Source organism: Microbulbifer pacificus (assembly GCF_002959965.1).
Classification (GTDB): Bacteria; Pseudomonadota; Gammaproteobacteria; order Pseudomonadales; family Cellvibrionaceae; genus Microbulbifer; species Microbulbifer pacificus_A.
Genome location: NZ_PREV01000011.1, coordinates 1 through 3081, shown reverse-complemented (window position 1 = coordinate 3081; position 3081 = coordinate 1). Strand labels below are relative to the sequence as shown.

Genomic DNA, 3081 nt, shown 5'->3' with positions numbered 1-3081 from the left:
CATGATGACCGGAATGGGCTCCTCCATGCTCCGAGTGAGTATGTCTATTTCCCTCACTTCCACTGTGTTCTTGATGTTCATGGTTATGGTGTTCATGCCCATGATGTTCGTTGTGATTATGATGAACGTGTCCTTGGTGCCCGTTCCCCTCCTGTTTACTTTGATGGTGCTCATGGCGATAGTGTTCATGACCCTCGTGTTTACTGTTCTTATTATCATGCTCTGCCATTAGTATCACTCCTCCATATAGATGCAGTTAAGAAGATTCCTCTTGATATGTTGTACAATAAGTTGTCTTCTTATCACAATCTTATCATACTATACCCCTGTAAGGTATTAATTAAACAAGAAAGATTGTTAAGAAATTGTGCAATTTCTATGGAGTTTATAGATATTGGTTTATTTGAGCAGTTAGTGGGAAACTTTATACTGTGTAACATCAAAAAATAATACTGATATAGGAGGTATTTTGCAAATGTCACATGAGCAACATCAAGAACTAATCCAGGCGTTACATGAATGTGCCGTAGCTTGTAATCATTGTTATGATGCATGTCTGAAAGAGGAAGATATCAAAATGATGGCTGAGTGCATCCGGTTGGACAGAGAGTGCGCTGATATTTGTTCTTATTTAGAACAGGCCTTATCAAGAAATACACCATTTGTTTCCGAATTAGCATCAGTTTGCGCTAAAATTTGCGAGGCATGTGGAAATGAATGCAAGAAGCATGACCATGACCATTGTCAAAAATGTGCGGATGCCTGCTTTAAATGTGCCGAAGCATGTAAAAATGTTGCTTAAAGGCTTCCATTATGTAGAAAAAAGCTGCTCAAGCGGGTTTACCTCCTTGAGCAGCTTTTTTAAAACTATTAGAATTTTATCATCCTATTTATGCCCCTACCCAAAAGATTTTAATACATCATCAATTAGAAACCTGTGAACAGAACTATGTGGATCTTGTTAACTTTTTATTGTGAAAATAGTTAATATGCCTAGCTTAAAATAATTTGCTACATAAAGGGAATCTTTATAAATAGAATATGACTAGGAGGTACCCAGTTTTGATGAATAGCATGATGATGGATAATATGATGTATGATTCAATGATCATAATGTGTATTTTAATGGGTATTGGGTTAATTATTTTTGTAGTAATTTTGGGATTGACAGTTTATCTTGTCGTTAGGTTCCTAATGAAGAAAATTAGAATTGAAGATCGACCACTTATGATATTAAAGGAAAGCTATGTAAAAGGAGAAATTAGTGAAGATGAATTTAAACGAAAAAGGAAATTTATCAAAGAACACAAAGAATAAGTTAATGCGTGGAAATGTTGGCTAAGTTCATACTCTCTCCTGGCGTTTTAAGATCATATCCTTTAGATAATCATGGATATAGTCACCATCCTATTTTGCTTCCAGTTCTATCACGTGTAGATACCGGGCTGACATGTCATGGGAATGCTTATTTGAATGTTAGCTCCTCATAGAACAACCTCTCATGCATTTTGTTTTATCAATATAAAAACTTACCTGCGTTGTAAGAGTTGTATCTTTCTTACTTATGCAAATATTACAGAAAAGGAAAAAGACAGGTTAACTGCCTTTTTGAGTAACTGTTTATCCAAATAAGATTCATTTATTAACCCACTTATACCCAATGCCCCAAACCGTTTTAAAATACTCATCGATGGGAAAACCAACCTGACGAATTTTTTCCCGTACATTTCTGACATGTGAGTCCACTGTTCGCCCCTCCGTTTCTGAATTGAGCCCCCATATCAAATCAATTAACTGATCCCTGGAAAAGACCAGTTCCGGATTTTTCATTAAAACTCCAAGCATGGAAAACTCTTTTGGTGTTAATTTAATCGGGTTATTTTTATAGGAAAGCACAAACCGATCTTCATTCCATAATAATCCATTTACTTCAATCTGACTGGCTGGTTTTATTCTCCGCAATAGTGCATCCATTCTCGCTACTAATTCCTCTTCATTAAAGGGTTTCGTAATATAATCATCTGCACCCAGTTTCAGTCCATTTACAATATCTTCCTTCTGTTCCCGAGCAGTGACCATAATAATTGGCACTTCTGAAAAACGCCTGATTTCCTTACAAAGCTCCCACCCGTTCATTTCCGGCATCATTATATCAAGCAGAATGATGTCAAACTCCTCTTCTTTTATATAGGACAGGGCCTCTTTAGCCCCCAGCGCTTTTTGACACAGATAATGATATGGCTTCAAATATAATGCCAATAAATCCAACATCCGTTTTTCATCATCGATTAATAAAACTTTATTCATGGGAATCACCTCTCTGCAGCGTCATGATAAAACTGGTCCCTTCGCCCAGTTTACTTCTAACTTTAATCGTACCACCATGGAACTCCACGATTTCTTTTGCAATAGCTAATCCCAACCCAGTTCCACCACTGAGTCTAGATCTGGATTTTTCCACACGGTATAAACGTTCAAATATATAAGGAAGGTCTTCTTCGGGAATCCCTTCGCCTTCATCCGAAATCATCGTTATAATATCACGTTTATTTTGAGATACTTCCAAGGAAATTCGCTTCCCTTGAGAGGTATGTTTTTTTGCATTATCCAATATATTCAATAGCACTTGTTGAATTCTTTCAGGGTCAATATGTGCATTGATATGGCTTGGACAGCGAACGGAAAATGTGATGTTCTTTTCTTCAAGTGCGGGTCGGATGCGTTCGGTAATCGTATGGATTAGGTTTCCAAACACGACATTCTCTTTATTTATAATGAACCTATTCTGATCCATTTTTGCCAGTTCAAACAAATTTTTAACTAGTACCACCAATTGTTCGGTCTCTTCCCGAATAATTTCAATATACTCATTTCTCTCGTTACCTGATATGTCACCTCGGCTAATTATATCCGCATATCCTTTCAGATAGGTTAGCGGGGTCCGGAGTTCATGCGAAATGCTGGCCAAAAATTCATTCCTCTCATTTTTCAATCGCTCTAAGTCATCCGATAACGTCGTAATTGAAGCTGCCAATTCCCCCAGTTCATCTCTGCGATCGGTATGTAGCTCTACCTTATGTC

Annotated in this window: 4 protein-coding genes; 1 reads left to right on the top strand and 3 read right to left on the bottom strand. The window is 37.3% G+C overall.

From position 1 onward, the window contains the following. Positions 1–189: hypothetical protein (locus C3938_RS18125; protein WP_233998559.1), on the bottom strand; the 189-nt coding region annotated here is incomplete at its 3' end. Positions 190–475: 286 nt separating this feature from the next. Here C3938_RS18125 and C3938_RS00370 point away from each other — a divergent pair. Then, positions 476–802: a four-helix bundle copper-binding protein gene (locus tag C3938_RS00370; protein WP_105101332.1), complete on the top strand. Its 327-nt coding sequence runs from the start codon at positions 476–478 to the stop codon at positions 800–802. Positions 803–1635: 833 nt separating this feature from the next. Here the strand turns inward: C3938_RS00370 and C3938_RS00360 are convergent. Both C3938_RS00360 and C3938_RS00355 read right to left on the bottom strand, forming a co-directional pair. Next, complete coding sequence (locus tag C3938_RS00360; protein WP_105101331.1) at positions 1636–2307, bottom strand: response regulator transcription factor; 672 nt, start codon at positions 2305–2307, stop codon at positions 1636–1638. After that, positions 2300–3081: sensor histidine kinase (locus C3938_RS00355; RefSeq protein WP_158681494.1), on the bottom strand; the 782-nt coding region annotated here is incomplete at its 5' end. The genes C3938_RS00360 and C3938_RS00355, both read right to left, overlap by 8 nt.

Excerpts from the sequence above, each read along its gene's own strand:
- C3938_RS00370 (WP_105101332.1), top strand. The coding sequence starts at position 476 with ATGTCACATGAGCAACATCAAGAACTAATCCAGGCGTTACATGAATGT.
- C3938_RS00360 (WP_105101331.1), bottom strand. The coding sequence starts at position 2,307 with ATGAATAAAGTTTTATTAATCGATGATGAAAAACGGATGTTGGATTTA.